Origin of the sequence: Bosea sp. 124 (assembly GCF_003046175.1) — a bacterium.
GTDB lineage: Bacteria > Pseudomonadota > Alphaproteobacteria > Rhizobiales > Beijerinckiaceae > Allobosea.
Genome location: NZ_PZZM01000001.1, coordinates 4,810,475 through 4,835,466, shown reverse-complemented (window position 1 = coordinate 4,835,466; position 24,992 = coordinate 4,810,475). Strand labels below are relative to the sequence as shown.

General features: G+C 65.6%; 27 protein-coding genes and 1 tRNA gene. 17 read left to right on the top strand and 11 right to left on the bottom strand.

What is annotated here, in order from left to right; all coding sequences use genetic code 11:
- Positions 1-135 precede the first annotated feature (135 nt).
- Positions 136-831 (top strand): alpha/beta fold hydrolase, encoded by a 696-nt coding sequence (locus C8D03_RS22885; protein ID WP_108049958.1) that lies wholly within the window; start codon positions 136-138, stop codon positions 829-831.
- A gap of 3 nt (positions 832-834) precedes the next feature.
- Here C8D03_RS22885 and C8D03_RS22880 read toward each other — a convergent pair whose 3' ends face one another.
- From C8D03_RS22880 to C8D03_RS22850, 7 genes are all read right to left on the bottom strand, one after another.
- The gene (locus tag C8D03_RS22880) at positions 835-1,095 is read right to left on the bottom strand and encodes a hypothetical protein (RefSeq protein ID WP_146170268.1); all 261 of its coding nucleotides are present in this window, start codon (positions 1,093-1,095) and stop codon (positions 835-837) included.
- Between the two features lie 106 nt (positions 1,096-1,201).
- On the bottom strand, positions 1,202-2,113 hold the full coding sequence (locus C8D03_RS22875; protein WP_108049954.1) for a LysR family transcriptional regulator: 912 nt from the start codon (positions 2,111-2,113) through the stop codon (positions 1,202-1,204).
- Positions 2,114-2,323: 210 nt separating this feature from the next.
- The gene (gene parE, locus C8D03_RS22870) at positions 2,324-4,504 is read right to left on the bottom strand and encodes a DNA topoisomerase IV subunit B (protein WP_108049951.1); all 2,181 of its coding nucleotides are present in this window, start codon (positions 4,502-4,504) and stop codon (positions 2,324-2,326) included.
- A 126-nt stretch (positions 4,505-4,630) separates the two neighbouring features.
- Positions 4,631-4,939, bottom strand: coding sequence for a hypothetical protein (locus tag C8D03_RS22865; RefSeq protein WP_248308586.1), 309 nt, complete (start codon positions 4,937-4,939; stop codon positions 4,631-4,633).
- A gap of 523 nt (positions 4,940-5,462) precedes the next feature.
- A complete protein-coding gene (locus tag C8D03_RS22860; RefSeq protein WP_108049947.1) occupies positions 5,463-6,560 on the bottom strand; it encodes a glycosyltransferase family 4 protein in 1,098 nt (365 codons plus the stop codon).
- Between the two features lie 265 nt (positions 6,561-6,825).
- Positions 6,826-8,235, bottom strand: coding sequence for a type I glutamate--ammonia ligase (gene glnA, locus C8D03_RS22855; protein ID WP_108049945.1), 1,410 nt, complete (start codon positions 8,233-8,235; stop codon positions 6,826-6,828).
- A gap of 92 nt (positions 8,236-8,327) precedes the next feature.
- The gene (locus C8D03_RS22850; protein ID WP_066724541.1) at positions 8,328-8,666 is read right to left on the bottom strand and encodes a P-II family nitrogen regulator; all 339 of its coding nucleotides are present in this window, start codon (positions 8,664-8,666) and stop codon (positions 8,328-8,330) included.
- 310 nt (positions 8,667-8,976) lie between these two features.
- Here C8D03_RS22850 and C8D03_RS22845 point away from each other — a divergent pair, with 310 nt between their 5' ends.
- Complete coding sequence (locus tag C8D03_RS22845) at positions 8,977-10,530, top strand: NAD(P)H-hydrate dehydratase (protein ID WP_108051924.1); 1,554 nt, start codon at positions 8,977-8,979, stop codon at positions 10,528-10,530.
- A 102-nt stretch (positions 10,531-10,632) separates the two neighbouring features.
- On the opposite strand, the gene C8D03_RS22840 is transcribed toward C8D03_RS22845, so the two are convergent.
- Positions 10,633-11,178, bottom strand: coding sequence for a PRC-barrel domain-containing protein (locus tag C8D03_RS22840; RefSeq protein ID WP_146170267.1), 546 nt, complete (start codon positions 11,176-11,178; stop codon positions 10,633-10,635).
- Between the two features lie 340 nt (positions 11,179-11,518).
- Between C8D03_RS22840 and C8D03_RS22835 the strand changes: the two genes are divergently transcribed.
- A complete protein-coding gene (locus C8D03_RS22835) occupies positions 11,519-11,728 on the top strand; it encodes a hypothetical protein (protein ID WP_248308585.1) in 210 nt (69 codons plus the stop codon).
- 68 nt (positions 11,729-11,796) lie between these two features.
- On the opposite strand, the gene C8D03_RS26550 is transcribed toward C8D03_RS22835, so the two are convergent.
- On the bottom strand, positions 11,797-11,964 hold the full coding sequence (locus tag C8D03_RS26550; protein WP_181301187.1) for a hypothetical protein: 168 nt from the start codon (positions 11,962-11,964) through the stop codon (positions 11,797-11,799).
- Complete coding sequence (locus C8D03_RS22830; protein WP_108049941.1) at positions 11,961-12,185, bottom strand: hypothetical protein; 225 nt, start codon at positions 12,183-12,185, stop codon at positions 11,961-11,963. Before C8D03_RS22830 ends, C8D03_RS26550 begins: the two co-directional genes overlap by 4 nt.
- Before the next feature lie 152 nt (positions 12,186-12,337).
- Between C8D03_RS22830 and C8D03_RS22825 the strand changes: the two genes are divergently transcribed.
- The 3 genes from C8D03_RS22825 to C8D03_RS22815 all read left to right on the top strand — a co-directional run bounded on the left by C8D03_RS22825 (position 12,338) and on the right by C8D03_RS22815 (position 14,195).
- A complete protein-coding gene (locus C8D03_RS22825) occupies positions 12,338-12,625 on the top strand; it encodes a hypothetical protein (RefSeq protein WP_146170266.1) in 288 nt (95 codons plus the stop codon).
- 203 nt (positions 12,626-12,828) lie between these two features.
- Positions 12,829-13,545, top strand: a complete 717-nt coding sequence (locus C8D03_RS22820) for a TIGR04255 family protein (protein WP_108049937.1) — start codon at positions 12,829-12,831, stop codon at positions 13,543-13,545.
- Positions 13,545-14,195, top strand: a complete 651-nt coding sequence (locus C8D03_RS22815) for a hypothetical protein (RefSeq protein WP_146170265.1) — start codon at positions 13,545-13,547, stop codon at positions 14,193-14,195. The genes C8D03_RS22820 and C8D03_RS22815 overlap by 1 nt, the downstream gene beginning before the upstream one ends.
- A gap of 569 nt (positions 14,196-14,764) precedes the next feature.
- Here the strand turns inward: C8D03_RS22815 and C8D03_RS22810 are convergent.
- Positions 14,765-14,839 (bottom strand) — tRNA-Lys (locus C8D03_RS22810).
- A gap of 79 nt (positions 14,840-14,918) precedes the next feature.
- Between C8D03_RS22810 and C8D03_RS22805 the strand changes: the two genes are divergently transcribed.
- From C8D03_RS22805 to lipA, 11 genes are all read left to right on the top strand, one after another.
- Entirely contained in the window at positions 14,919-16,070 is a 1,152-nt protein-coding gene (locus tag C8D03_RS22805) for a hypothetical protein (protein WP_108049933.1), read from the top strand.
- A 51-nt stretch (positions 16,071-16,121) separates the two neighbouring features.
- On the top strand, positions 16,122-16,433 hold the full coding sequence (locus tag C8D03_RS22800; RefSeq protein ID WP_108049931.1) for an FtsB family cell division protein: 312 nt from the start codon (positions 16,122-16,124) through the stop codon (positions 16,431-16,433).
- Between the two features lie 177 nt (positions 16,434-16,610).
- The gene (gene pdhA / locus C8D03_RS22795; protein ID WP_108049929.1) at positions 16,611-17,726 is read left to right on the top strand and encodes a pyruvate dehydrogenase (acetyl-transferring) E1 component subunit alpha; all 1,116 of its coding nucleotides are present in this window, start codon (positions 16,611-16,613) and stop codon (positions 17,724-17,726) included.
- A gap of 77 nt (positions 17,727-17,803) precedes the next feature.
- Positions 17,804-19,195, top strand: coding sequence for a pyruvate dehydrogenase complex E1 component subunit beta (locus C8D03_RS22790; protein WP_108049927.1), 1,392 nt, complete (start codon positions 17,804-17,806; stop codon positions 19,193-19,195).
- Positions 19,196-19,223: 28 nt separating this feature from the next.
- On the top strand, positions 19,224-19,586 hold the full coding sequence (locus C8D03_RS22785; protein ID WP_146170264.1) for a hypothetical protein: 363 nt from the start codon (positions 19,224-19,226) through the stop codon (positions 19,584-19,586).
- The gene (locus C8D03_RS22780; RefSeq protein ID WP_108049924.1) at positions 19,577-20,920 is read left to right on the top strand and encodes a pyruvate dehydrogenase complex dihydrolipoamide acetyltransferase; all 1,344 of its coding nucleotides are present in this window, start codon (positions 19,577-19,579) and stop codon (positions 20,918-20,920) included. The genes C8D03_RS22785 and C8D03_RS22780 overlap by 10 nt, the downstream gene beginning before the upstream one ends.
- A 121-nt stretch (positions 20,921-21,041) precedes the next feature.
- Positions 21,042-21,479, top strand: a complete 438-nt coding sequence (locus tag C8D03_RS22775; protein ID WP_181301185.1) for an endonuclease domain-containing protein — start codon at positions 21,042-21,044, stop codon at positions 21,477-21,479.
- A gap of 3 nt (positions 21,480-21,482) precedes the next feature.
- Positions 21,483-22,922, top strand: coding sequence for a dihydrolipoyl dehydrogenase (lpdA, locus tag C8D03_RS22770; protein ID WP_108049921.1), 1,440 nt, complete (start codon positions 21,483-21,485; stop codon positions 22,920-22,922).
- A 196-nt stretch (positions 22,923-23,118) separates the two neighbouring features.
- Entirely contained in the window at positions 23,119-23,457 is a 339-nt protein-coding gene (locus C8D03_RS22765) for a GlsB/YeaQ/YmgE family stress response membrane protein (protein ID WP_248308584.1), read from the top strand.
- Positions 23,458-23,593: 136 nt separating this feature from the next.
- On the top strand, positions 23,594-23,872 hold the full coding sequence (locus C8D03_RS22760; RefSeq protein ID WP_108049919.1) for a GlsB/YeaQ/YmgE family stress response membrane protein: 279 nt from the start codon (positions 23,594-23,596) through the stop codon (positions 23,870-23,872).
- Positions 23,873-23,975: 103 nt separating this feature from the next.
- On the top strand, positions 23,976-24,980 hold the full coding sequence (lipA, locus tag C8D03_RS22755; RefSeq protein ID WP_108049917.1) for a lipoyl synthase: 1,005 nt from the start codon (positions 23,976-23,978) through the stop codon (positions 24,978-24,980).
- Positions 24,981-24,992: the final 12 nt, after the last annotated feature.

The window sequence follows — 24,992 nt, the reverse complement described above, 5'->3', positions numbered from 1 at the left end:
TGACACGTGGCGGGATGACCTACTCAACCGCGACGGTGGCGCGACTTCTTTTCCTGCGCGCCTTCGGACCCGTGTGCAATGCAGAAAAAGCGCGGCAAAGTCAATAAACTAGCACCTCAGGGAGCCATCCGCCTCATGCATGAACCGCTTGTCCTGATTCCCGGCCTGAACTGCGATGCCAACCTTTATGCGCCGCAATGGCCGGCGCTGGCGCCGGGGCGCCCGATCCTGGTCGCCGAGCATGACCGCGACGAGAGCCTCCGCGCCATCGCCGGGCGGCTGCTCGCGGCCGCGCCGGAGCGTTTCGCGCTCTGCGGGCTTTCGATGGGCGGCTATGCGGCCTTCGAGATCTTGCGGCAGGCGCCCGAGCGTGTGACGCGGCTGGCCTTGCTCGACACCAGCGCCAAGCCTGCGACGCCGGAGACCAATGCGCCGCGCGAGCAGATGATCGCGCTGGCGCAGAAGGGCGCCTTCGACAACGTCACCACGCTGATCTGGCAGAAGCTTGTCGCACCGTCGCGTCTTTCGGATGAGCCCCTGCGCCTCTTGGTGCGCGCCATGGCCGAGAACATCGGCGCGGAGGGCTTCGTGCGCCAGCAGCGCGCGATCATGGGCCGGCCGGATTCGCGCATCGGCCTGGCCGCGATCGGCATCCCGACGCTGGTGCTGGTCGGCGCGGAGGATCAGATCACGCCGCCATCCGACGCGCAGGAGATCGCCGGTGGAATCGGCTCGAATGCGCGGCTCGTCACGCTTCCCGGCTGCGGCCATCTCTCGACGATGGAGCAGCCCGCGGCGGTCACGCGCGAATTGCTGGCCTGGCTGGCCTGACGCTCAGCGCGGGACGGCGCAGGGGTCGAACCGGGTTTCGCTTGCGGCCTTGCGGATCGAGCCCGTGACCATCGGGTCGGCGTGCTTGCCCTTGGTCGCGGCCGCAGCCACTTCGGCGAGGCGCTCCCTGTCGAAATGGGCCGTCTGGCTCGAGACGAAATTGGCGGCGATCACCGAGAGAAACGCGATCGCCGCGCCGGCCTTGGCGATGTCGGCAACCAGCGTGCCGCGCTCGTTCTTCCAGAACAATTCGATGAGCCGCATCGGGCCCTCCCGCATGAGAGGGGCGACCGCGCGCCCCTGCCCGAACACCTTGCGGCAGCACCTGTAAAAAGATGGTTAGCGAAGCGTTGTGCCGGGGGGCTGTCGCTCAGACGATGTGCCCCTCGAGCCGCGCCCGGTGCTCGCGGAAGACCTTGCGCAGGGCGGCGAGCACGGCGACAACGGCCGGCCTCTGGCGCGACACCTCATGCGTCACAAGGAAGATTTCGTCGGCGGTCCTGTCGGGCGGCGGCTGCAGGCGCAGCAGCAGATCGTCGGCATCGCCCATGAAGCAGGGCACCATCGAGACGGCGCCTGCAGAGCGCACGCTTTCGTAGCGCGCGGCCGAATCGCCGACGCGGGCGGCGATCGGCCGGCCCTGAGCGAAGGCGAGAATGTGCTCGTCGATCCGCGACGAGGTTTCGCGGCTCACCGAGATGATCGGCGCGGTCAGCGGATCGACGTCGCGCCGGACATAGAGCGCCTGCACCAGCCGCCCGACCTTCTGGCCGAAATAGCCCGGCTCGTCGGGGACGCTGCTCATTCGCACCGCGATGTCCGCATCGCCACGCGCCAGGTCGAGCCGGTCGCGCGTGCTGATGATGACGAGTTCGACACCGCCCGCCGCAGCCGAGATCGTCGTCGCATTCCTGGTCAGGAAGAGACTGATCGACGTCGTCGCCGTCACCCGTACCGGGGCGTCCGCCAGGGGGCGGGCGGCTCTCGCGCAACTGGCGAAGCGCGCTGCGGCCGCTGCGACCCTTCCTGCTTCGCGCGCCAGTTCGGTGCCTGCGGCGGTCAGGGTCAGGCGGTTGGCGCCGCGCCGGAACAGCAGCAGGCCGAGTTCGCGCTCGAAGCTTTTGAGCCGGCGCGCGATCGTCGCCTCGCTCAGTCCGAGCCGGACCGCTGCCAGGGCCAGCGACCCGCTCTCGGCGATGGCGTGAAAGATGCCGATGTCGTCCCAGCCCGGCGCTGCCAGATCGCCGTCGCGTCGAGATGAAGCGGGAGCAGGCTGCCCCATGCGATCAGCGGCCAGGACGGGAAGGATTGGCCCGGGGACGATCTGCGGTCATGCTGGCCGATCTGGGGAGGACGGGCAGGGCGGTGGTGCGGTTCGTTCGACATGCGCCGACCATGCCGGCACCGCTGCAGCATGGCAGCCCGGCATGATTGCCGCCCAACCCGTCAAGAATGACGGGGTCGGCGCTCTGGACCCGGCGGCCTGCCGGGATCACAGGTCGATCAGCTCGCCGGCGAAGGCGGCACGCTCCTGGATGAACAGGAAGCGCGCTTCCGGCTTGTTGCCCATCAGCCGCTCGACCGTGTCCGAAGTCTCGTCGCGCAACTCGTGATCGACCATGACCTTGAGCAGGATGCGCTTGCTCGGGTCCATCGTGGTTTCCTTGAGTTCGGCCGGCATCATTTCGCCGAGACCCTTGAAGCGGCCGATCTCCGGCTTCTTGCCCTTGAAGACGGTCTCCATCAGCTCGTCCTTATGGGCGTCGTTTCGCGCATAGACGCTCTTGCCGCCATGGCGCAGCCGGTAGAGCGGGGGGATCGAGAGATAGAGGTGCCCCTTTTCGATCAGCCGCGGCATCTGTCGCCAGAAGAAGGTTACCAGAAGCGAGGCGATATGGGCGCCGTCGACATCGGCATCGGTCATCACGATGACCTTCTCGTAGCGCAGGTCGTCCTCGCGAAACTGGCTGCCGATGCCGCAGCCCAGCGCCAGGATGAGGTCGGCGAGCTGCTGGTTCTGGTTCATCTTTTCGCGCGTCGCATTGGCGACGTTGAGGATTTTTCCGCGCAAGGGGAGAATGGCCTGGGTCGCGCGGTTGCGCGCCTGCTTGGCCGAGCCGCCGGCGCTGTCGCCCTCGACGATGAAGATCTCGGAGCCCGCCGCGCCCGCATTGCTGCAATCCGCCAGTTTTCCGGGCAGCCTGAGCTTGCGCGTCGCGGTCTTGCGCGAGACCTCCTTTTCGAGCCGGCGGCGCAGGCGCTCCTCGGCCCGGTCGACCGACCAGTCGAGCAGCCGCAGCGCCTGTTGCGGCGCCTGCGCCAGCCAGTGATCGAAGGCATCACGGACCGCGTTCTCGACGATGCGCGAGGCTTCGAGCGTCGCCAGCTTGTCCTTGGTCTGGCCCTGGAATTCCGGCTCGCGGATGAACACCGAGAGCATCGCGGCGCAGGTCGCCATCACGTCGTCGGAGGTCACCTGCGCCATGCGTTTGGACTGGCCGATGCGCTCGGCATGGTCGCGCAGGCCCCGCAGCAGGGCGATCCTCAGTCCCGCTTCATGGGTGCCGCCCTCCGGCGTCGGGATGGTGTTGCAGTAGGAGGAGGAAAAGCCGTCCTCGCCGGTCGCGAGCCAGGCGATCGCCCATTCCAGCGAGCCGTGGCTGCCATCCTTGGTGATCTTGCCGGAGAAGATCGGTTCGGCGACGAGATCCTTGCCCTCGATCTCGCGGCCAAGATAGTCGCGCAGGCCGCCGGGGAAGCGGAACACGGCCTCGGCCGCGACATCGCCCTCTGGCTTCAGCAGAGCCGGCGCGCAACGCCAGCGGATCTCGACGCCGCCGAAGAGATAGGCCTTGGAGCGCGCCATGCGGAACAGGCGGGCCGGCACGAAATGCGCGCCCTCGCCGAAGATCTGCGCATCGGGGTGGAAGCGGACCCGGGTGCCGCGCCGGTTGGCCACGGCACCGACCGTCTCCAGCGGCCCCTGCGGCAGGCCCCGCGAAAAGGTCTGGCGATAGAGCGTCTTGCCGCGCGCGACCTCGACCTCGAGCAGGTCGGACAGCGCGTTCACCACCGAGACACCGACACCGTGCAGGCCGCCCGAGGTTTCATAGGCCTTCGAGTCGAATTTGCCGCCGGCATGCAGCGTCGTCATGATGACTTCGAGCGCGGATTTGCCCGGAAATTTCGGATGCGGGTCGACCGGAATGCCGCGGCCATTGTCGGTGACCGCGATCGAGCCGTCCTCCAGCACCTCGACATCGATGAAGCTGGCATGGCCGGCCACGGCCTCGTCCATCGCGTTGTCGATCACCTCGGCGAAGAGATGGTGCAGTGCGCGCTCGTCGGTGCCGCCGATATACATGCCGGGACGACGGCGGACGGGCTCAAGCCCCTCCAGCACCTCGATCGCGGACGCATCATAGTTCGCTTCGGAGAGCGTGCCGTTTCGCGGAGGCGTCGGTGCAGCCGGCTGGGCGAGGCGTGGGCTGGAAGAATTTTTGCCGGAAGAACTTGTGCTGGAAGCACTGGCGCTGGAAGCACTCGGGCTAGCGGAACCTTCGCCAGCCGGGGCTTCGGATCGCGATGGCGCAGGCCTTGGCGCAGCCGGCCGAGGGACGGGTGCCACCGGCCGCTCCGGTTCCGTGCCGAATAGATCGCCGTTCTCCGCCATCGTGTCCGTGGGCCCCTGATTCGCGACTGTGCATGATAGCGCGGATGCTGCGCTGCCGCGTCGCGGCTCTTCCTACAGCGACGGGCGCTGCGAGGGAACCACCGAGGTTGCGCGACGGCTTCGCGTTCAACTGGTCCGCATCACGATCCATGAGAAGAGTCCCATGGAAATGATGGTCAGGAACGAGCCGACGATAGCGAAGGGCTCGAACGCCATTTCACCGAAGGCGAGGCCCGCCAGCCCGATCGACAGCACCGCGAGTCCCAGCGTCGCGAGCGCGAAATGCCAGCGCGCGAGCTTGCCGTCGGCCGCCGGAATCTGTCGGTAGTACAGGCCCGCGAGGAACAGCGAGACCCAGCCGATCAGGTTGACATGGGCATGAAGCGTTTTCAGCCGGTGATCGTTGAGAACGCCCATCGCGATGCCGAGCAGCATGCCTGCCAGCGCGATGACGGGAGCGACGCGCAGGCATAGCGTAGCCGTGGACAGGCGCGATGGCATGATGGCGACCTTGTGGTTCGGCTTTCGACAGTAGAGGGTGGAGCTGCCCTAGCGTCAAGCGGTCCTTGCGTGCCATCCTGCACCGTCATCGCGCCGTCACCTGCCGATGCTGATGATCGTCGCTGGAACCGAACCGTTCAGGCCGCATTAACAAGGCGGACTGAAGAATGAATTCAACGATCGGAGGGCTGGGCGTCACGCCGCCGGCTGCTATGATCGACAAAAATGAGGGAGGGGTTCGTGGCGTCTGTTCGGTTGGTACCGAGTGTGAAAGTCGCGAGATTGCAACGGGCGGCCCGCCTTGCCGGCGAGGCCTTCGGACATGAAGAGCCGGCTCCGCTGCCGCGGCTGAATTGGCCCGCCTTGCAGCCGTCGCGCTGGCTGCTCTGGCTTGCCGCCGGCCTCGCTGCGGCTGCCGGATTGCTGGTGCTGAGCACGCGCTGATCCGCCTCGCCCGCTACCGCTTCGGCTGCATCCTCGCCAGAAGCGTGAGCAGACTGTCGGCGCTGCCAGCCCAGGAGAAGCGCTTCGCATTCGCATGCCCGTCGGCGATCAGCCGGTCGCGCGTCGCGGGCTCGCCGAGCACCGTCCGCATGGCTTGAACCAGCGTCTCTTGCCTCGTCGGGTCGAAATAGAGCGCGGCTTCGCCGCAGGCCTCGCGGACGGGGGGAATATCGGACGCCAGCACCGGACAGCCCTGCGACATCGCCTCCAGCGGCGGAATGCCGAAGCCCTCATAGAGGCTCGGAAAGACGAACGCCGTGGCGCGCCGCTCCAGCTCCGCGATCTCGGCATCGCTCAGGCGCCCGGCGAAGACGAGGCCCTCGCCCGTGCCATAGTCGCCACCCTTGAAGACGCGGGAATGGATGCCGCCGACGATCACCAGCTTCTGGCCGGCCGCCGCCAGCGCCTCGAAAGCCTGGATCGCGAAGGCGATGTTCTTGTTCGGCTTGAGCGTGCCGACCAGCAGGAAATAATCGCCTCCCGTGAGCTTCAGCCTGTCCAGGATCGTCTCGTCCGGCACGAGGCCAGCGAAATGGTCGGTCGCGTTGTAGACGACGGAAATCCCCGCCGGATCGACACGGAAGATCTCGCCGAGTTCCCCTCGGGAGAAATGTGAGACGGTCGCAATCCTCGCCGTCCGGGTCAGCACGGCACCGAGCAGGCCATGGAAGATGCGGTAGGAGCGGCTGAACGAAGCGGGATGGCGGAAGATCGTGGCGTCATGGATCACGGTGAGCTGATCGCGATGGAGAAGCGGCCCGCTGCCGCCAAAGCCGACGAGCAGATCGCCACGCGCTCGCCACGCCAGCGCGGTCTGCTCCCAGAGATGGCCGGTGCCGCCGCCGAGGCGCTCCAGCCGGATCGCGGTCAAATCGAGATCGGCTTTGGCCTCGCCTGGTACGACCAGCCGCCAGTCCATGCCCCGCAGCGCCTGCGGCACCTCGCCGGCAGCGATCTTCCGGTCGAGCGCCTGCGTCAGCTCACGAGCGAAGCGCTGCACGCCCGTGAGAGGCTGGGCCAGGAAGCGGCCATTGATGCTGATCGTCTTCAAGAGCAGGCGTCCCCGCGCGCAGGGTCCGCCCTGCAAATCCGGCGGACTGTTGCCTGCGTCGCGTAAAGACGGCGTTTCCGCCGCCGGCCGGTCGCAGGCGGCCCGCGTCGTCGCTGGCGAGAGGCGCAGATGGCGAGAAGCGCAGGCGGGTGCTCGCCCGGCGCATGAAAAAACCGGGGCGTCGCCGCCCCGGTTGGTCAGGTGGACCGCGAAAGACCGCGGTCGGGAGGAAGCTCGCGGCTGGCTGTTTCGCCGGCCGAAATCCTCAGTAGGAGTAGTACATCGCGAACTCGACGGGGTGCGGCGTCATCTCGTAACGCATCACATCCTGCATCTTCAGTTCGATATAGCTCTCGATGAAGTCGTCGTTGAAGACGCCGCCGGCCTTGAGATAGGCGTTGTCCTTCTTGAGCGACTCCAGCGCCTCGCGGAGCGAACCGCAGACCGTCGGGATCTTCTTCAGCTCGCGCGGCGGCAGGTCGTACAGGTCCTTGTCCATGGCCGGACCCGGATCGATCTTGTTGATGATGCCGTCGAGGCCGGCCATCAGCAGGGCCGAGAAGGCGAGATAGGGGTTCGCCATCGGATCGGGGAAGCGGACTTCGACGCGCTTGGCCTTGGGCGAGTTCGTCCACGGAATACGGCAGGACGCCGAACGGTTGCGGGCCGAATAGGCCAGCAGCACCGGGGCTTCATAGCCCGGGACGAGGCGCTTGTAGGAGTTCGTCGACGGGTTGGTGAAGGCGTTCAGGGACTTGGCGTGCTTGATGATGCCGCCGATGTACCACAGGCACTCCTGCGACAGGTCGGCGTACTTGTTGCCGGCCATGGTCGGCTTGCCACCCTTCCAGATCGACTGGTGGACGTGCATGCCCGAGCCGTTGTCGCCATAGATCGGCTTCGGCATGAAGGTCGCGGTCTTGCCGTAGCTCTGGGCGACGTTGTGGATGCAGTATTTGTAGACCTGCATCGTGTCGGCCATCAGCGTCAGCGTGTCGAACTTCAGGCCAAGCTCGTGCTGGGCGGAAGCGACCTCGTGGTGGTGCTTCTCGACCTTGGCGCCCATGGCGGCCATGGCAGCCAGCATCTCGCCGCGCATGTCCTGCGCCGAATCCTGCGGCGGGACGGGGAAGTAGCCGCCCTTGGTGGCGATGCGGTGGCCGAGGTTGCCGCCCTCATATTCGGTCATGCCGTTGGTCGGCAGCTCGACGTTGTCGAGCTTGAAGCCGGTGTTGTACGGGTCGGCAGCAATCTTGACGTCGTCGAAGACGAAGAACTCGGCCTCAGGTCCGACATAGCAGGTGTCACCGATGCCGGTCGACTTGAGATAGGCCTCGGCCTTCTTGGCGATGCCGCGCGGATCGCGGCCATAGGGCTCGCCGGTGGCCGGCTCGAGCACGTCGCAGGTGATGACCATCGTCGCGGCCGAGAAGAACGGATCCATCACGGCGGTCGTCGGGTCGGGCATCAGGAGCATGTCGGACTCGTTGATCGCCTTCCAGCCGGCGATCGAGGAGCCGTCGAACATCGTGCCCTCGGCGAAGATGTCCTCGTCGATCATGGTGATGTCGAACGTCACATGCTGCCACTTGCCGCGCGGGTCGGTGAAGCGGAAGTCGACATATTTGACGTCGTTGTCCTTGATCGCCTTCAGGACATCCTTGGCGTTCTTCATCTCAGAATTCCTCTTGTGTCGTTTCTCAACTCATACGATCCGCGGGGTCGCCTGACCGCCGGGCCGCCGAACTCTCGGGTCGGGATGAGCCCTCAGATCGCGTCCGCGCCGGTTTCTCCGGTGCGGATGCGGATCGCCCCCTCCACCGTCGATACAAAAATCTTGCCATCGCCGATGCGCCCGGTCTGGGCCGCCTTCATGATCGCCTCGATGGCGCCATCGACCATCTCGTCGGCGAGCACGATCTCGATCTTCACCTTGGGCAGGAAGTCGACGACATATTCGGCGCCGCGATAGAGCTCGGTGTGGCCTTTCTGCCGTCCGAAGCCCTTGGCCTCGAGAACGGTGATGCCCTGCAGGCCGACCTCCTGAAGCGCTTCCTTCACCTCGTCCAGCTTGAACGGCTTGATGATCGCTTCGATCTTCTTCATGCGCCGACCGGCCTCCCTTGCGCGCCAAACCGAATTCCGGACAGCTCCGGAACCCCTGAAATCTGCCGGCCCGGTCGCGCCCGACCCACACCCGACAGGGCCGGGCCGGCCTCTCGGGGACGGCACCGAAACATCCTTAGATTGCTCATAGCATCGGCGCATTCCTCCCGCTATGCGGCATGCGGATGCCAAGCGCCTGATGATAGGGCAGAAAACAGATCATAGAATAATCAAATGCTTAAAAACTAAGCAAATCGCCTTCGAGGCGTTCTGGCTTGCCGCAATGCGACGGCTCTCCGATGATGCCGTGATGAGCGCACTTGCAAACACAGACCTCGCTTTGCTCGACGTTGCCGGCATGGCCGCGGCGGACCGGGCCGCGATCGCGGCCGGGACGCCGGGGCTCATGCTGATGGAGCGGGCCGGCCGCGCGGTCGCCGATGCGGTCGGCAGGCGTGTCGCCTCTGGCGCGAGCGTCCTCGTACTGTGTGGGCCGGGCAACAATGGCGGCGACGGCTTCGTCGCGGCTCGCCTGCTTGCCGAGCGCGGCCTGCGCGTCACTTTGGCCCTGGCGGGCGAACGCTCCCGGCTCGCCGGCGACGCGGCCGCGATGGCGCAGCGCTGGACGGCGCCGGTCGAGCCGCTTTCCGGCCTGCAGCCGGGCGCCTTCGATATCGTCGTCGACGCGCTGTTCGGCGCCGGGCTCAGCCGGCCGCTCGAGGGCGCGGTCGCGGCGCTCGTGGCCGCTGTCAATCGGTCGGGCCGGCCGGTCGTGGCGGTCGATGTCCCGAGCGGGCTGTCCGGCGACAGCGGGCGCAGCGAAGGCGAGGTCGTTCACGCCACCGAAACAGTCACCTTCTTCCGGCTGAAGCCGGGCCATCTGCTCCAGCCGGGGCGGAGACTCTGCGGGACGGTCACACGCGCTGATATCGGCATCGCGCCGGAGCTCGTCTTCGGCGAGGCGCGGCCCCCGACCCTCTTCCGCAATGCGCCGGCCCTCTGGCGCGCAGCCTGGCCCCGCCATGACGTGGAAACCCACAAATACCGGCGCGGGGCGGTGCTCGTCGTCGCGGGTGGCCTTGCCGGCGTTGGCGCGCCACGGCTCGGCGCCCGCGCCGCGCTGCGGATCGGAGCGGGGCTCGCGACCATCGCCTGCCAGCCCGAGGCGCTGGCAGCCCATGCCGCGCGCGGCCCCGATGCACTGATGCAGCGAGCCCTGGCCGATCCGGACGCGCTTGCCCGCCTGCTGGCCGAGCCGCGGCTTTCGGCGGTCCTGATCGGGCCGGCGCTGGGGCTCGATGCAGCGGCCGGCGAGGCGGTGATGGCCGTCATGCGGGCGGGGGTTCCCGCCGTATTCGATGCCGATGCGCTGACCGTGCTGGCGGCCCGCGCCGCCGGCCTGAACCGGCTCGTCGGACGGCGCGGCGCACCTTGCGTGCTGACCCCGCATGAGGGCGAATTCGCGCGCCTGTTCGGAACCATCCCGGAGATCGCCGATGCGCCGTCGAAACTGGAGCGCGCCCGTCGCGCGGCCCGCTCGAGCGGCGCGATCGTCGTCCTGAAGGGGCCAGACACGGTGATCGCATCGCCGGAAGGTCTCGCCGCGATCAACACGACCGGCTCGGCCGCCCTGGCGACGGCGGGCTCCGGCGACGTGCTCGGCGGCCTCGTCGCAGGACTTCTGGCCCAGGGCATGCCGGCTTTCGAGGCGGCCTGTGCGGCCGTGTGGCTGCATGGCCGGGCAGGAGAGCGAGCGGGTCAAGGGCTGATCGCCGACGATCTGCCCGAGGCGGTCATTCCGCTGCTGGCAGGCCTGGCCGAGGAAGATGGCCTCGTTGAGGGCGATAGCGTCGCTGGCGGCTGACGCTCTCCGGACAACGAACGGCCCGCCTTCCGGAGAAGGCGGGCCGAGACTCAAAACACGGAGACTCAAAACACAGAGCTCAACTCACAACGGCGGAGGCGCCTAGCTGCCCGAATAGGTCACGGCGGGCGCGCTGGTGAGCTGATCCTTGGTCATCGTGATCTTCCCGTGATCGGGATACATCATCGGAGCCTTCGGAGCCGAGGCAGCCGGGGAGGTGGCCATGCCACCACCCGAGGCCGAGCCGCTACCGGCGGGAGCCGGCGCCGGAGCCGCGACAGCCATGGGCTGCTCGCTCCAGTTCACCTGCTCGAACGGAATCGCGACATCCTTCGAGCCGATGCCGAGGAAGCCACCGACGCCGACCGTCACCATCTCGATCTTGCCGGTCTTGTCGAACAGGACCTCGGTGATGTCGCCGACCTTCTTGTCGTCGGGGCCGTAAATGTCGACGCCGATCAGCTTGGTCGCGCGCCACTTGCCCTGGCCCGCGAGATTGTTCGGCGGAACCTTGGCGGTTTCCGTTGCCGGGGCGGGAGCAGGCGTGGCGGCGGGGGCGCTGGGCGAGGGCGCGCTGGTCTGCGCGATGGCCGTCGCGGTCAGCAACGCGAACCCAAGCGATGTCGCTACAATATGACGTTTGAACATGATGTCCTCCTTAAGTATCCGCATGGCGGCGGCTTGGACATCAAACGCAGAAACCGTAGGTTTGTTTCACGGACGGAGGACGAAACGTGGTCTACGAGGCATTGACCGTGGTCGGCGCTGTAAAATCGCAATGGCGCCGCCAGCCCCCGCGTCATGCCGAGGGTCCTCCCCGGCGGTTCGTTCTTGCCGGGCGCGGCGATGAGGTGCGGAACGCATCATGATCCACGACGTTCCTTCGCAGGACGCCCGTTTTGCGATATGAATATTTTGGCGGGCGATCGCCCGGTGCCGCCGATCGCCTCGTTTGGCAATGGACTGCATGACCCGAAGGAACACGCCGATGTCCGCAACCGCCGTGACGATCTTTCTCGAAGACACGGAACTGGCGGCGCTGGACCGCCACCTTCGCGACGACCGGCCCGGGCTCACACGCGAACAGGCCCTGTCGGAGATCGTCACGGCCTGGGCCGCGGCCCAGCCCGGCTCGGCGCACCGGCCGGTCGACGAGGGCATGCGACCGGAAGATCTCAACGCCAGCAACGATATGTGAGGCGAGAGGCGCGCTCGGGCTGCGGACCTTTCTGCCGGAATCTTCTCTGTCGGCTCGCCTGCGCGCCGTCAGTCCTGCGCGTCGTCGCGCCTGAGTTCGAAAGCCAGCATCGCCTCGGCCAGCGCCTGCAGCTCGCGCTCCTTGTCACCACTCTCCCCGGCGGCGTTCAACTCCTCGACGCGCTGCTGGGCGCGCTCGTAGTCTTCCTCGGTATGAATGACGATGGGCTCTTTCACGGTCTGTCCTTCCAGCCTGTCGCGTCGTCGTGCTTGCGGTCCCAGTGCTTGACCGCCTCGATCAGGGCATCACGCTCGCGGTCTTCCTCCTCGCCCCGGGGCGCGCTGTCGAGAGCGGCGATCCGCTGCGTCGCGAGTTCGTAATCCTCGATCGTCTCGATCCTGAAGCGCGCGCGGTCGTTCTCACCGGCATGTGCTGCGTGCTCGACCCTGGTCCGCATCGATCTTCTCCCGATTATGCGCGTATCTCATGACGGGACTACCCCTGACGCGACATTCGGTTCCGCACGGCACTGCCGACTCGACTTAAGGCTTATTCAAGATTTTGCTGCGCGATTCGGGGATGGCCTGTTGGGATGGAGGCGGTTTTCCGGTGAAGCCTGGTCGCGTCGCAAAATCCTTGCTGAGGCTGGCGCTCGCGATGGCGGCCCTGGCTGCGTCTTCTCCGTCGCAGGCCTTCTGGCAGCGCTCCCAGGTGTCCCACTGCGCCGATGCGACATCAGACGCCGAGCGCGCCCGTCACCGCTGCGACGAGCTTGGCGCCTATGCTGATCCGGGCTGGCCCGCGCTCGGCCTCGGCGAGGCGGGTTCCCGGGCCTATCGTCGCCTTGCGCCGGGACACCCGACGAAAGGCCTGCCGCCGGTCCGCCGGCTCGGCTGACGGCGCGCGCGAACGGCAGGCTCGTCGATGGTCGGTCAGCATAAGGCTGCTGGCGCAAGAATCGAGCTGCGTGCGACCTGGGTTGGAGGGCACACACGCATTCTTCGACAATGCCTACCGGATGGTCGATGCGCTCCCCATTTAATGCTTGATATCCTCACCGAGCTGGTAAAGTTGGCGCCTTCGCGAGGCGGTCAAAGAGAATGAGTCAGCCGTATAAAGTGCCGCCAATCACGGAGGCCGTCATTGAGATCCGCTTCGGCGAATCGATCGATAAGGATAAGCTCGCGAAGGTGGCGAAGCGGCTGGAGGAAAGCTATCCGCTCCGCGACGAGGAGAATATTTTTCAGGTGGAGTTCAACGGCGCGAATGCCAAGCTGAACGTCTCCCCGTTCGGCTTCAAGGCCAGCAGCGTCGATCAAGCTGATATGCTTCAGTTGAGGCCTAACCAAATCAGTGTTTCTCGACGCGCACCATATCTAGGCTGGCAGGTCTTCGAGCCGAAATTTTTCGATGCCTGGGAAGCACTGAAGCGTGTTGCCGGACTGCTGCTGCCGACGAGAATTGGGGTGCGGTACATCAACCGTATCGACGTTCCTGGTGAAATTGTCCTGCCGAGCGAATATGTGTGGCTTTTCCCGGAAACGCCGAACGGATTCCCTGCGCCAGCGCAGATGCAGGCCGGTCATATCGTGACATCGTGGCCCGAGCAAAAGTGCCAAATTACAGTCAATGTCAGTACGGTCCCGTCGCCGCTTGTTGGTCACGGCGGGCTTCAATTGGACATGGATGTTGCACGTACCGAGGCGCTTCCGGGCCGAGCAGAGGAATTAAGAGCTGTTGTCTCAACAATGCGGGACACAAAGAATCAGATGTTTGAGATGCTCATCACAGATAAAGCGCGGGAGCTATTCAGATAATGAGCGCCTTAGCCCCTTTTCGAGATCAAGACCAAAAATCTTCGTGGTTGCCTGACTGGGCCGCCAAGGGGACCGTGGTTTCGCCCCAAGCACTTTCGACCAATTTGAACAAGGCAGTTTTTATCAATCCCACACTGCCATCTGGAACGAGCATCACACTCGTTCAGCAGCCCAAAGGACCCGAACCGACCATTCGAGCAGTGGGCCATGGCGAGCAGCTCGAACGGCGCCTGTTCGACGCATTGGCTGCAATGAAGATTAAAACTGCCGAGGTTGCGATGCACCTTAGCGGCGATTGGCGCGAAAGGCTGTTCGGCTATCTCGACTTCCTTCATGACGCCGAAGACTGGGACGAGCAAGATGAACCGGCGAAGCTTAGCTCATTCACTACCTTTTTGCGGATGACCACGCACTTAAAGCCGGCGAAAAGGCCGGGTATGGGACTCACGTCGGCGGGCAACTTGGTGGCGACATGGACCTTCGACAATAGGCACTTGACGATTGAGTGCCTTGAAGATGATGAGCTGCTTTGGTCGGTGGCCGTTCCGGAAGGGGAGCGCACCGAAACCGCTGCCGGCAGGTGCCGAGTCCAAAGGCTCGCGCAGATACTCGCACCTTATGAGGCCCAGCGCTGGTTCGCCAATGCTTAACGTAGCGCTGGAAGACGACCAGACGCTGGTACGATACGTTCGAAAGAATAGTCTTCGGCGCAATGAAGATATGGCGGTAATAGGAGTGAATCCAGACGCTTTCCTTCATCGCCCTAATGAAGAATACCTCTCGGCAACGTGGTCCGAATTTTTCGATATGGAACCTGCTGGAGGTCTAAGGGCTTCTGTTGAGATGTTCCGAAAATGTCTCAAGACACACAAGAATGATGGCTACGTCATAGGCCGGGTTGGAAAGATTAAAGAGCCTGCGCAAATTTTGGCGCCTTGATTAGAGTAATCCACGAGCCTGATCCGCCAAATGATGCTCATGTGGCCGTGCGTCGAATTCCCAAAGACAATTCTGCGCTGCGAGCGCGATTAGCCGCGACCGAGTGGTCATGTTTCGTGCTGGACAGCCATTTTCCATAGCCTGCTCAAGCCAAATTGACGCGGGACCGGGGCGCGATGCTCGCACGCAGAGGACTCACAAGCCAGCGTGTTACCCCTTTGGGGTAACACAAGGCCATCACCAGCCGCCTGTCTCTAAGATATTGCAATTCCAGTATTTTTGGTGAGCGGGGAGGGGATCGAACCCTCGACCACATGATTAAAAGTCACGTGCTCTACCACTGAGCTACCCGCCCTCACCGGCGCTGACATACGGACGCCCCGGCTGCTGGTCAACATTGTTCCGGTGATCGCTTCCGTGTCAGAAGCGCCGCGATGGAATCCTCCGGACAGGATCATGATGGTTTGGAAGCGGCGGGGCAGGGCCGTGCCGGCATGAGCGCGGCAGCGGAATCGCGCGTGCAGAGCGCCTGGATGCGCTGGACCGGATGGTTCCTGATGGCGGCGCTGGCGGTCATGATGGTGCTGTGGGGCTTTGCGGCGGCGCTCGACCCGTTCGGCCTGCGCGTCCGGCACGGACAGGCTCCGCGCCCGATCATGGATATCAACCAGCGCTACATGTATCCGCAGCTCGTGCGCTCGGGCGCGTTCGATTCTGCCGTCTTCGGCACCTCGACGATGCGGCTGCTCGATCCGGCCACACTCTCACACGGGATCGGCGGGGGCTTCGCGAATCTGGCGATGAATGCGGCCACGCCCTGGGAGCAGCTCCAGATGGCGCAGCTTTTCGCCGGCCAGGTCGCGGCGCCCAGAGCCGTCCTGTGGGGGATCGACAGCCTGTGGTGTGCGCCGGATGCGACCGACCCGGGCAAGCGTCTGACGCCGCGGTCCTTCCCGCCCTGGCTCTATGACGAGATCGGCTGGCGCGACTGGCCGCAATTGATGAACCTCACCACGCTCGAAATCGCAGCCCGGCTGCTGGCCCATCGCCTTGGCTTCATGAAGGAACGCATCCGCGGCGACGGCTACGAGGTCTTCACGCCGCCGGAGGCGCTCTACGATGTCGCTCGCGCCCGTATGCACCTGTATGCGGATCGGGGCGGCCTCGCGCCCGATCCGGCGCCGCTCGTGCCGGCCGAGACGGTCGGCGCCGGGGAGCGGGCAGGGTGGCGCTATCCGGCGCTGGCCTGGCTCGATCAGGCTCTGTCGCGTTTCCCGCCAGGAACCAAGACGATGCTCGTGCTGCCCCCGGCCCATTACGCGATGATGCCGCGCGAGGGCACGGCCGACGGACAGCGCTACGCCGCCTGCAAGAGCGAACTCGCCGCGGTGGCCGCGCGGCACGGCGCGATTCTGGTCGACTACGCCATCGGCTCGCCGATCACGCGGCGGGACGACAACTACTGGGACCGGGTGCATTTCCGGCTCCCGATCGCGCGCCGGATGGAAGCAGAGTTGGCCGCGATCGCGCAGGGCGTGGCGGCGTCGGTCGACGGTTCCGTCGCGGTCACGAGGCCTGCGCGTTAAGAGGCCTGCGCGTTAACCAGTCCTCAACCAAGGCGGCATAACGCTTTCGGCATGGTCATCCGCCGCGGCGTCAGATCCGTCCTCGTCACACTCGCGCTCTACCTCGTGTCGGGCGCGGCCGTGAGCTATTTCATGTTCCACGCCCAGCATGGCGCGCGCGGCCTGGAGGCGCGCGACACCCTGCAGGGCTCGCTGCGCGAGATGGAGGCCGAACTCGCCGGCCTGACCGCCGAGCGCAAGATCTGGGAGCAACGCCTCGCGCTCGTCCGCGACGAAGCGGTCGATCGCGACGTGCTCGAAGAGCGCGCCCGCGACAGCCTCGGCCGGGTCCATCGCAACGACGTCATCCTTATGGGGCGCTGAAAGACGGCGGAGACGCCGGCAAATAGTCCCGATCGTATCGATTAACTGGAATCAAGTTAATTTTCTAAATCTAAGTTTTACCAACAACTTAGATCATGCTGCAATGCGAGATAGCCTCCTCGCCAAGGGTTTTGCGATCCTCTACAACCAAGGTCGAATGATCCTGGAGGACCGCCGATGGCCGTTGCCGCGCGCAAGACAAAAGCTCCCGCCCAAGCCAAGGCCGCCGCAAAGCCGGCGAAGACGCGCTCCGCAAAGTCGGGAAGCGCCAAGTCAGGAAGCGAGAGAGCGCCAGGCGCCGCGCCCAGCAATGTTCCGGTCTTCAGCAAGAACGAGGAACTGCACGCCTATCGCGAGATGCTGCTGATCCGCCGCTTCGAGGAGAAGGCCGGCCAGATGTATGGCATGGGCCTGATCGGCGGCTTCTGCCACCTCTATATCGGCCAGGAAGCGGTCGTCATCGGCATGCAGATGGCCTCCAAGGACGGCGATCAGGTCATCACCGGCTATCGCGACCATGGCCACATGCTGGCCTGCGGTATGGAATCGCGCGGCGTGATGGCGGAGCTGACCGGCCGGCAAGGGGGCTACTCCCGCGGCAAGGGCGGCTCCATGCACATGTTCTCCCGCGAGAAGAACTTCTATGGCGGCCATGGCATCGTCGGCGCGCAGGTCTCGCTCGGCACCGGGCTCGGCTTCGCGAACTGGTATCGCGCCGACGGCCGGGTCTCGATGGCCTATTTCGGCGATGGCGCGGCCAATCAGGGCCAGGTCTATGAGAGCTTCAACATGGCCCAGCTCTGGAAGCTGCCGGTCGTGTTCGTGATCGAAAACAATCGCTACGCCATGGGCACCTCGGTCAACCGAGCCTCGGCGCAGACCGACTTCTCCCGCCGCGGCCTCTCCTTCGGCATTCCCGGCGAGCAGGTCGACGGCATGGACGTCCGCGCCGTGCGCGACGCCGCCAACCGCGCCATCGAGCATGCCCGCAGCGGCAAGGGCCCCTACATCCTCGAGATGCAGACCTACCGCTATCGCGGCCATTCGATGTCGGACCCTGCCAAATACCGCTCCAAGGACGAGGTCCAGCGCATGCGCGAGGAGCACGACCCGATCGAGCAGGTGAGGGGGCGTCTCACCCGCGAGTTCAAGGTCGGCGAGGACGAGCTGAAGGCGATCGACGCGAAAGTCCGTGAGATCGTCAACGACGCGGCCGAGTTCGCGACCCATGATCCCGAGCCCGATCCGTCGGAGCTTTGGACCGACATCACGCTGGAGACGGCGCGGGCCTGAGCGCCCCGCCGCCGTGCCTGCGGCCCGTCCGGGCCGTTCCCCAAGTCCCGCGTCTTCTCCGAAATCCGGGTGCGTTCATGCCGATCGATATTCTCATGCCAGCTCTCTCGCCCACCATGGAGCAGGGCAAGCTCGCCAAATGGCTGAAAGCCGAGGGCGACACCGTCAAGGCCGGCGACATCATCGCCGAGATCGAGACCGACAAGGCGACCATGGAGGTCGAGGCGGTCGACGAGGGCATCCTGGCGAAGATCCTGATCGCCGATGGCACCGAGAACGTCGCGGTCAACACGCCGATCGGCGTGATCGCCGCCGAGGGCGAGGATGTCTCCACAGCCTCGGCGCCGAAAGCCGCTGCCAAGGCTGCGGAGCCCGAGGCCAGGCCCGCGCCTGTCGCGGAAGCCCCGGCCGTCGCCGCACCTGCGACCGTGCCGGCACAGGCGAAATCATACGACGCCTCGTCCGAGTTTCCGGCCGGTGCCGAGGTGGTGAGCATGACCGTCCGCGAGGCACTGCGCGACGCCATGGCCGAGGAGATGCGCCGCGATGGCGATGTCTTCGTCATGGGCGAGGAAGTTGCCGAATATCAGGGCGCCTACAAGGTCACGCAGGGGTTGCTGCAGGAGTTCGGACCCAAGCGTGTCATCGACACCCCGATCACCGAGCATGGCTTTGCCGGCATCGGCGTTGGCGCAGCCCTCACGGGCCTGAAGCCGATCGTCGAGTTCATGACCTTCAACTTCGCCATGCAGGCGATCGACCAGATCATCAACTCCGCCGCCAAGACGCTTTACATGTCCGGCGGTCAGATGGGCGCTTCCATCGTGTTCCGCGGCCCCAACGGCGCGGCCGCCCGCGTCGGCGCCCAGCACAGCCATGACTACGCCGCCTGGTACTCCAATGTGCCCGGCCTCAAGGTCGTGGCGCCCTACAGCGCCTCGGACGCCAAGGGCCTGCTCAAGAGCGCGATCCGCGATCCCAACCCGATCATCTTCCTCGAGAACGAGATCCTCTACGGCCGCCATTTCGACGTGCCCAAGGGCGATGATGTCCTGGTCCCGATCGGCAAGGCCAAGGTCGTGCGGCCGGGCACCGATGTCACCATCGTCTCCTTCAGCATCGGCATGACCTATGCGCTGGCTGCCGCCGAGGCGCTGGCCAAGGAAGGCATCGAGGCCGAGGTCATCGATCTCAGGACGATCCGCCCGATGGACATCGAGACGGTCATCGCTTCCGTGCAGAAGACCCATCGCTGCGTCGCCGTCGAGGAGGGCTTCCCGCAATCCGGCGTCACCGCCGAGATCGGCATGAAGATCATGGAGGCGGCGTTCGACTATCTCGACGCGCCGGTCGCCCGCGTCACCGGCAAGGACGTGCCGATGCCCTATGCCGCCAACCTCGAAAAGCTGGCGCTACCGAATGTCGGCGAGGTCATCGCGGCGGCCAAGGCCGTCTGCTACAGGGCCTGATGCGATGGCCGCGGTCACGATCGGAGCCATGTTCGCTTCGGTTGGCCTGGCTGCGGCCGGTGCGTCGGGTGCCGTTGCCTATTTCCGGCCGAAGGAAAGTCTCGCACCCCGGCCGCTGACACCGCCGCATCTGACCCGCGCCCGCCTCGAGCTGCACCGTATCGATCTCATCGCCTTCATCCTGGCCGGCGGAGGCGCCCTGTCGCTGGTGCCGGAGACGATGCAGGCCTTCGCTCCGGAATTGATGAGGGGTGCCACGCTGGCCGGGACTGCGCTCGAGCATCTCGACTACGTCGCCTTCGTCCTCGTTTCTCTCAGCTTCGGTTTGGGCCTCGCCCGCCGCCTGCTGCTCATCGCCTTGGAAAAAGCGAGCCTCCAGCCATGCCCGTGAACATCCTGATGCCTGCGCTCTCCCCCACCATGGAGAAGGGCAATCTCGCCAAGTGGCTGAAGAAGGAAGGCGACTCGATCAAGTCGGGCGACATCATCGCCGAGATCGAGACCGACAAGGCGACGATGGAAGTCGAGGCCGTCGACGAGGGCATTCTAGCCAGGATCGTCGTCGCCGAGGGGACGGCGGATGTCGCGGTCAACGAGATCATCGGCGTGATCGCCGCCGAGGGCGAGGATGTGAAGGCAGCGTCTGCGCCAGCGAAGGCTGAGGCTCCCAAGGCCGAGGCGCCCAAGACTGCAGCCGCCGCCGCTGCACCGGCCGCCGCCGTTCCGGCTGCGCCTGCCGCTGCTCCCGCCGCGTCCGCGCCTGCTTCGGCCTCCGGCGAGCGCTCCTTCGCCTCGCCGCTGGCGCGTCGCCTTGCCAGGGAAGCCGGGCTCGACCTCGCGAAGGTGCAGGGCTCGGGCCCGCATGGCCGCATCGTCGAGAAGGACATCGAGGCCGCGAAAGCCGGCGGCGGTGCCAGGGCCGCGCCTGCTGCCGCGCCGACTTCGGCTCCTGCGGCCAAGCCCGCTGCCGCACCGCTCGCGGCCGGCATGTCGGACGAGACGATCAAGAAGCTGTTCGCGCCCGATTCCTATGAGGAAGTGCCGCATGACGGCATGCGCAAGACGATCGCGCGCCGCCTGCTCGAATCCAAGCAGACGATCCCGCATTTCTACCTGACGATCGATTGCGAGCTGGACGCGCTGCTGAAGCTGCGCGCCGAGCTCAACGCCGCCGCGCCCGAGAAGGACGGCAAGCCGGCCTACAAGCTCTCGGTCAACGACATGGTGATCAAGGCGATCGCTCTGTCGCTGCGTGCGGTGCCCGAGGCCAATGTGAGCTGGACCGAGAACACCATGCTCAAGCACAAGCACGCCGATGTCGGCGTCGCGGTCTCGATCCCCGGCGGCCTGATCACGCCGGTGATCCGCGATGCCTGCCACAAGACGCTCTCGCAGATCTCCAACGAGATGAAGGACCTGGCGGCCCGCGCCAAGAACCGCAAGCTCAAGCCCGAGGAGTATCAGGGCGGCACCACGGCGGTCTCGAATCTCGGCATGTTCGGCGTCAAGGACTTCGCTGCCATCGTGAACCCGCCGCATGCGACGATCCTGGCGGTCGGCGCCGGCGAGCAGCGCGCCGTGGTCAAGAACGGTGCGCTGGCGATCGCGACGATCATGTCGGTGACGCTCTCGACCGATCACCGCGCCGTGGATGGGGCGCTCGGCGCCGAGCTGATGCAGGCCTTCAAGGGCTATATCGAGAAGCCGATGGCGATGCTGGTTTAGTCAGCGCCAAGGCCCATGATGATGCGGCGATACCTCGGCCTAACCCCTCCCCCTCGTGGGGAGGGGAAGGGCGGGGGGCGGAAAGCCAGACTTCACAATCGAGAGAAGTGCGATGCGGTTCTTGCGAGATCGCCCAAAGGTCGCGACACCGGCCGCTCAGCGAAATGCTCCCAAGCTCCGCCATAGCCTGACCGATCCGGAAGAACGCCTCTGGACGCTGCTGCGCAAGCGTCTCCCCCACAACGACAGTCACTTCCGCCGGCAGGTCGCGCTCGGGCCTTACGTTGCGGATTTCGTCTGTCTCGCCGCCAAGCTCATTATCGAGGTCGACGGCGATCAACACGGAACCAACGCGGCGCTCGTCTACGACGCCGACCGAACCGCCTGGCTCGAGCGCAACGGCTATCACGTCCTGCGCTTCACCAACCGGCAGATCATGATCGAGGCGGAGATGGTGGTCGACACGATCTTCGCCGCTTTATCCGGACAGCTCGAATGCTGTCCGTCGCCCCCCACCCCCAGCCCCTCCCCACAAGGGGGAGGGGAGGAGCTCAGGTGACTCATGGCTGACTACGACATCATCATCATCGGCTCCGGCCCAGGCGGCTATGTCGCGGCGATCCGGGCGGCACAGCTCGGCTTCAGGACCGCCATCGTCGAGCGTGAGCATCTCGCCGGCATCTGCTCGAACTGGGGCTGCATCCCGACCAAGGCGCTGCTGCGCTCGGCCGAGATCCTGCACTACAGCCAGCACGCCAAGGATTACGGCCTCGTGCTGGAAGGCACGTTCAAGGCGGATCTCGACGCCATCGTGAAGCGCTCGCGCGGCATCGCGGCCCGGATGAACAACGGCGTCCAGTTCCTGATGAAGAAGAACAAGGTCGACGTGATCTGGGGCGAGGCCAAGCTGACCAAGCCCGGCACAATCGTCGTGGCGCCGACCAAGAAGCCGGCGATGCAGCCGCAGGTGCCGCCGCCCAAGAACGCCAAGGGCGAGGGCACCTATACCGCCGATCACATCATCGTCGCGACCGGCGCCCGGCCCCGCGCGCTGCCGGGGCTGGAGCCGGACGGCAAGCTGATCTGGACTTATTTCGAGGCGATGACGCCCCCAAAAATGCCGAAATCGCTGCTCGTCATGGGCTCGGGCGCCATCGGCATCGAGTTCGCCTCGTTCTACCGCACGATGGGCGTCGAGGTGACGGTCGTCGAGGTGATGTCGCAGGTCGTTCCCGTGGAGGATGCCGAGATCGGCGCCTTCGCGCGAAAGGCCTTCGAGAAGCAGGGCATGAAGATCCTGACCGGCGCCAAGGTCACCAAGGTCGAGAAGGGCGCGGATTCGATCACCGCCCATATCGAGGACGAGAAGGGCGGCAAGCAGACCATTACTGCCGACCGGATGATCTCGGCCGTCGGCGTCGTCGCCAATATCGAGAATATTGGCCTGGAGGTGGTGGGCGTGAAGACCGATCGCGGCTTCATCGCCATCGACGGGCTCTGCCGCACCAGCGTCAAGGGCATCTACGCCATCGGCGACGTCGCCGGCCCGCCGATGCTGGCCCACAAGGCCGAGCATGAGGGCGTCATCTGCGTCGAGGCGATCAAGGGCTTGCACCCGCATGAGATGGACAAGCTGATGATCCCGGGCTGCACTTATTGCCACCCGCAGATCGCCAGCGTCGGCCTGACCGAGGCCAAGGCGAAAGCCGCTGGCCATGAGCTGAAGGTCGGCCGCTTCCCCTTCGTCGCCAATGGCAAGGCCGTGGCGCTGGGCGAGGATTCAGGCCTCGTCAAGACGATCTTCGACGCCAAGACCGGCAAGCTGCTCGGCGCCCATATGGTCGGCGCGGAAGTCACCGAGCTGATCCAGGGCTTCGTCGTCGCGATGAACCTCGAGACCACCGAGGAAGAGCTGATGCACACGATCTTCCCGCATCCAACTCTGTCGGAGACGATGAAGGAAAGCGTGCTCGATGCCTATGGCAAGGTGCTGAACGCCTGAGACAGCTCTCGGCGCTGCTTTGAAACACGCCGGTCATCCCGGACAAGCCGCGAAGCGGCGCCGATCCGGGATCCATTCCTGAACTGTTCCGGAATGGATCCCGGGTCTCCGCTTCGCTGCGCCCGGGATGACGGCGCGGTTTTGCCAGCCCGTGGCGTGGGATAGCATTCCGCAGCGCTTGGCCTATATCCGGTCCATGCCGCCACGCACCCGCAAACCCCGCGACGCCGACCGCATCGTCCCCGACGACAAGGTCGAGATTCTCCCGCCGGGCCGCGGCCTCGTGCTCGACTGGCGCGTGATCGCGCCGACGGTCGCACTCGGCACACTCACGGGCTTTGCCGCCAGCCTCGTCGTGGGCGGCGGCGGCCTTTTGCGCCATGCCGTCGTCGGCGTGCTCGGCATGCTGGTCGGGCAGGGGCTGGTCAGGCTGACCGGCTGGCAGGTGCGCACCGGCTATGCCTTCGTCGACGAGGCCGCCATGGCGGTGATCGGCGCGATCCTCGTCGTTTTGCTGGCGCGGTTCATCGCGTAGTGCTGGATTCGGCGAACGGATTGCACAACGATCCGATCGCAGCGAAGTCCACGGAACCGCGTGCTATCGTCCCCGTTATCAGGACGCGCGATCGCGTTGGTTTCGGCTGGGGCGCCCGGCTTTGGGGGATAGGTTTATGGAAAATTTCGCCGCCACGATGGCCCAACCGGGCTACGGCTTCTTCGCCACGATCCTGATCGGCATGCTCGCGGGCTGGATCGCCGAACGCATCACATCCTCCGATCACGGCCTTTTCACCAACATGCTCGTCGGTGTCGCGGGCTCCTTCCTCGGCAGCCGGCTGGCCGAACTCATGGAGATTCCGATCTTCGGCTTCTGGCGCACGCTCGCGGCGGCGATTGCCGGCGCGGTCGTCGTGATCGTGATCTGGAACGCCGGTCGCGGACGAAGCTGAGCCGCGGCATCGGGGATCGCCGCACGAGGTTGCCCTGCAGCGCCGGGACGATTAGCTAGAGGACGGGCGGCGGCCCTGGAGCCGCCGCGATGGATATGTCCCGATGGCTCTCGTCCTCGACCTGCTCAATCGCGACCCGCGACCCAATATCGGCAACCCGAAGGCGGAAGGCCCCGGCGTGCCGGCGGAGCTGCGCCATCCGGAAAAGCAGAAGCGGCCCGAGAACCCGATCCTGCGCAAGCCGGACTGGATCAGGGTCAAGGCGCCGGGCTCGCCGAAATGGGCCGAGACCCAGAAGATCGTCAAAGAAAACAAGCTGGTCACGGTCTGCGAGGAGGCTGGCTGCCCGAATATCGGCGAGTGCTGGGAGAAGAAGCACGCCACCTTCATGATCATGGGCGACACCTGCACGCGGGCCTGCGCCTTCTGCAACGTCAAGACCGGCGTGCCGCAAGCCCTCGACGCACTGGAGCCCCAGAAGGTCGCGCAGGCGGTGGCCAAGCTCGGGCTGGAGCATGTCGTGATCACCTCGGTCGATCGCGATGACCTCAAGGATGGCGGCGCCGAGCATTTCGCGCAGGTCATCCGTGCCATCCGCAAGGCCTCGCCCGGCACGACTATCGAGATCCTGACGCCCGATTTCCTGCGCAAGCCCGGCGCGCTCGAGGTCGTGGTCGCCGCGAAGCCCGACGTCTTCAACCACAATCTCGAGACGGTGCCGGGCAAGTATCTCAAGGTTCGCCCCGGCGCGCGCTATTTCCATTCGCTGCGCCTGCTGCAGCGGGTCAAGGAACTCGACCCGACCATCTTCACCAAATCCGGTATCATGGTCGGCCTCGGCGAGGAGCGGAACGAGATTCTGCAGCTCATGGACGATCTGCGCTCGGCCGATGTCGATTTCATCACGATCGGCCAGTATCTCGCGCCCTCGCGCAAGCATCATGCGGTGATCCGCTTCGTCACCCCCGAGGAGTTCAAGGGCTTCGAGGCGATCGCCTATGTGAAGGGCTTCCTGATGGTGTCATCGACACCGCTGACGCGCTCCTCGCATCATGCCGGCGAGGATTTCGCGCGGCTGCGCGCGGCCCGCGCCGCCAAGAACGGCTGAGGCGACCGCGCC

What these genes read in the sequence shown, in the direction of transcription:
- C8D03_RS22885 (WP_108049958.1), top strand. Translation starts at nt 136, where the DNA reads ATGCATGAACCGCTTGTCCTGATTCCCGGCCTGAACTGCGATGCCAAC.
- C8D03_RS22850 (WP_066724541.1), bottom strand. Translation starts at nt 8,666, where the DNA reads ATGAAGAAGATCGAAGCGATCATCAAGCCGTTCAAGCTGGACGAGGTG.
- C8D03_RS22840 (WP_146170267.1), bottom strand. Translation starts at nt 11,178, where the DNA reads ATGTTCAAACGTCATATTGTAGCGACATCGCTTGGGTTCGCGTTGCTG.
- pdhA (WP_108049929.1), top strand. Translation starts at nt 16,611, where the DNA reads ATGGCCGTTGCCGCGCGCAAGACAAAAGCTCCCGCCCAAGCCAAGGCC.
- C8D03_RS22780 (WP_108049924.1), top strand. Translation starts at nt 19,577, where the DNA reads ATGCCCGTGAACATCCTGATGCCTGCGCTCTCCCCCACCATGGAGAAG.
- C8D03_RS22875 (WP_108049954.1), bottom strand. Translation starts at nt 2,113, where the DNA reads ATGGGGCAGCCTGCTCCCGCTTCATCTCGACGCGACGGCGATCTGGCA.
- lpdA (WP_108049921.1), top strand. Translation starts at nt 21,483, where the DNA reads ATGGCTGACTACGACATCATCATCATCGGCTCCGGCCCAGGCGGCTAT.
- C8D03_RS22815 (WP_146170265.1), top strand. Translation starts at nt 13,545, where the DNA reads ATGAGCGCCTTAGCCCCTTTTCGAGATCAAGACCAAAAATCTTCGTGG.
- C8D03_RS22835 (WP_248308585.1), top strand. Translation starts at nt 11,519, where the DNA reads ATGTCCGCAACCGCCGTGACGATCTTTCTCGAAGACACGGAACTGGCG.
- C8D03_RS22845 (WP_108051924.1), top strand. Translation starts at nt 8,977, where the DNA reads ATGAGCGCACTTGCAAACACAGACCTCGCTTTGCTCGACGTTGCCGGC.
- C8D03_RS22865 (WP_248308586.1), bottom strand. Translation starts at nt 4,939, where the DNA reads ATGCTGCTCGGCATCGCGATGGGCGTTCTCAACGATCACCGGCTGAAA.
- parE (WP_108049951.1), bottom strand. Translation starts at nt 4,504, where the DNA reads ATGGCGGAGAACGGCGATCTATTCGGCACGGAACCGGAGCGGCCGGTG.
- C8D03_RS22830 (WP_108049941.1), bottom strand. Translation starts at nt 12,185, where the DNA reads ATGCGGACCAGGGTCGAGCACGCAGCACATGCCGGTGAGAACGACCGC.
- C8D03_RS22880 (WP_146170268.1), bottom strand. Translation starts at nt 1,095, where the DNA reads ATGCGGCTCATCGAATTGTTCTGGAAGAACGAGCGCGGCACGCTGGTT.
- C8D03_RS22765 (WP_248308584.1), top strand. Translation starts at nt 23,119, where the DNA reads ATGCCGCCACGCACCCGCAAACCCCGCGACGCCGACCGCATCGTCCCC.
- C8D03_RS22820 (WP_108049937.1), top strand. Translation starts at nt 12,829, where the DNA reads ATGAGTCAGCCGTATAAAGTGCCGCCAATCACGGAGGCCGTCATTGAG.
- C8D03_RS22805 (WP_108049933.1), top strand. Translation starts at nt 14,919, where the DNA reads ATGGAATCCTCCGGACAGGATCATGATGGTTTGGAAGCGGCGGGGCAG.
- C8D03_RS22800 (WP_108049931.1), top strand. Translation starts at nt 16,122, where the DNA reads ATGGTCATCCGCCGCGGCGTCAGATCCGTCCTCGTCACACTCGCGCTC.
- C8D03_RS22785 (WP_146170264.1), top strand. Translation starts at nt 19,224, where the DNA reads ATGTTCGCTTCGGTTGGCCTGGCTGCGGCCGGTGCGTCGGGTGCCGTT.
- lipA (WP_108049917.1), top strand. Translation starts at nt 23,976, where the DNA reads ATGGCTCTCGTCCTCGACCTGCTCAATCGCGACCCGCGACCCAATATC.
- C8D03_RS22790 (WP_108049927.1), top strand. Translation starts at nt 17,804, where the DNA reads ATGCCGATCGATATTCTCATGCCAGCTCTCTCGCCCACCATGGAGCAG.
- C8D03_RS22760 (WP_108049919.1), top strand. Translation starts at nt 23,594, where the DNA reads ATGGAAAATTTCGCCGCCACGATGGCCCAACCGGGCTACGGCTTCTTC.
- glnA (WP_108049945.1), bottom strand. Translation starts at nt 8,235, where the DNA reads ATGAAGAACGCCAAGGATGTCCTGAAGGCGATCAAGGACAACGACGTC.